Source organism: Aeromonas sp. HMWF014 (assembly GCF_963878295.1).
GTDB lineage: Bacteria > Pseudomonadota > Gammaproteobacteria > Enterobacterales > Aeromonadaceae > Aeromonas > Aeromonas popoffii.
Window position 1 is genome coordinate 710 of sequence record NZ_CAWNYS010000449.1, and the last position, 1218, is coordinate 1927.

Annotated in this window: 2 protein-coding genes and 1 pseudogene; 1 reads left to right on the top strand and 2 read right to left on the bottom strand. The window is 61.3% G+C overall.

Annotated elements, in window-relative coordinates:
* Positions 1 to 359, top strand: a pseudogene (locus AAC083_RS23300) (tRNA cyclic N6-threonylcarbamoyladenosine(37) synthase TcdA); the annotation flags it as partial.
* On the opposite strand, the gene AAC083_RS17695 reads toward AAC083_RS23300, so the two are convergent.
* Together AAC083_RS17695 and AAC083_RS23305 are read right to left on the bottom strand one after the other, a co-directional pair.
* Positions 344 to 781, bottom strand: a complete 438-nt coding sequence (locus AAC083_RS17695; protein WP_181364804.1) for a SufE family protein — start codon at positions 779 to 781, stop codon at positions 344 to 346. The pseudogene AAC083_RS23300 and the gene AAC083_RS17695 overlap by 16 nt on opposite strands.
* 13 nt (positions 782 to 794) lie before the next feature.
* Positions 795 to 1218: aminotransferase class V-fold PLP-dependent enzyme (locus AAC083_RS23305; protein WP_258224755.1), on the bottom strand; the 424-nt coding region annotated here is incomplete at its 5' end.

Consider the following 1218-nt stretch of genomic DNA (forward strand, 5'->3'; position numbering starts at 1 on the left):
AGACCATTCAGGATCCGCTGGCGGCCAAGGTACGCTCGGATCTGCGCCGGCTGCACAACTTCAGCAAGAATCCTGCTCGCAAGTTCGGGGTGGAGTGTGTCTTCTCAACCGAGCAGTTGAGCTACCCGGATGGTCAGGGTGGCACCTGTCAGGCCAAGGCCGCCAGCGATGGCTCCATGAAGATGGATTGTGCCTCTGGTTTCGGGGCCGTGACGCCGGTGACGGCGACCTTTGGGCTGGTTGCCGCCTCCCGGGTATTGAAGAAGATTGCCGAACGGGGCGCTAGAGCCGAACGTCTGGCAAGTGAAACGACAACAGCGATAGAAGCACCCTTGGCCAGTGATCAGGCCGACGCCTGATCCCGGATTGCCAGCACGATCGCCCTGAGCCCGTTACCCCGTGACGGGCTCAGGTGTTTTTCCAGCCCCAGCTCGGTGAAATAAGCCTCCATGTCAAAGGCCTGAATCACTTCTGCGGATTGGTGGTTGAGCGCCGCCAGTACGATGACGATGAGGCCGCGGACTATGCGGGCATCGGAATCACAGGCAAAGTGCCAGCATCCATCCTCGGTGCTCTCTCCTTTTAGCCAGGCCAGGCTCTCGCACCCTTTGAGGCGAAACTCCTCCTGCTGCCACTCGGGCGGCAGCGCAGGCAGCAGCTTGCCGAGCTGGATGATGAGCCGGTACTGGTTCTCCCAGCCATGGGCTGCGGCAAACTGCTGGCGGATGGTGTCGGCGTTGGGCTCAAGGCCGATTTGGGTATAGGTTACGAGGCTGTTCATTCGGTGGTTTGCCTTAGAAGAAGTCACTGAGTTTGTGCAGGGCGGCCAGCAAGGCGTCGACATCGTCCCGATTGTTGTAACAGGCCAGTGAGGCGCGCAGGGTGCCGCCGATCCCGAGTGATTCCATTAGTGGCATGGCGCAGTGATGGCCGACTCGCAGGGCGATCCCCTGCATATCGAGCAGGGTAGCGGCATCTTGCGGGTGGATATCCTCCAGCAGGAAAGAGACCGCTCCGGCACGTTGGTCGGGCTCGCCTACCAGACGCAGCCCCGGCACCTGCTGCAAGCCAGCGACCAGATAGTCGGTCAGCGCCTGCTCATGGCTGGCGAGCCATTTCCGGTCTTGCCCCATCACAAAATCGACAGCGGCGGCGAGGCCGATAGCGCCAGCAATATGGGGGGTGCCCGCCTCGAACTTGAAGGGCAGGGTATTGAAG

Coding starts and splice junctions, on each gene's coding strand:
- AAC083_RS17695 (WP_181364804.1), bottom strand. CDS start 781: ATGAACAGCCTCGTAACCTATACCCAAATCGGCCTTGAGCCCAACGCC.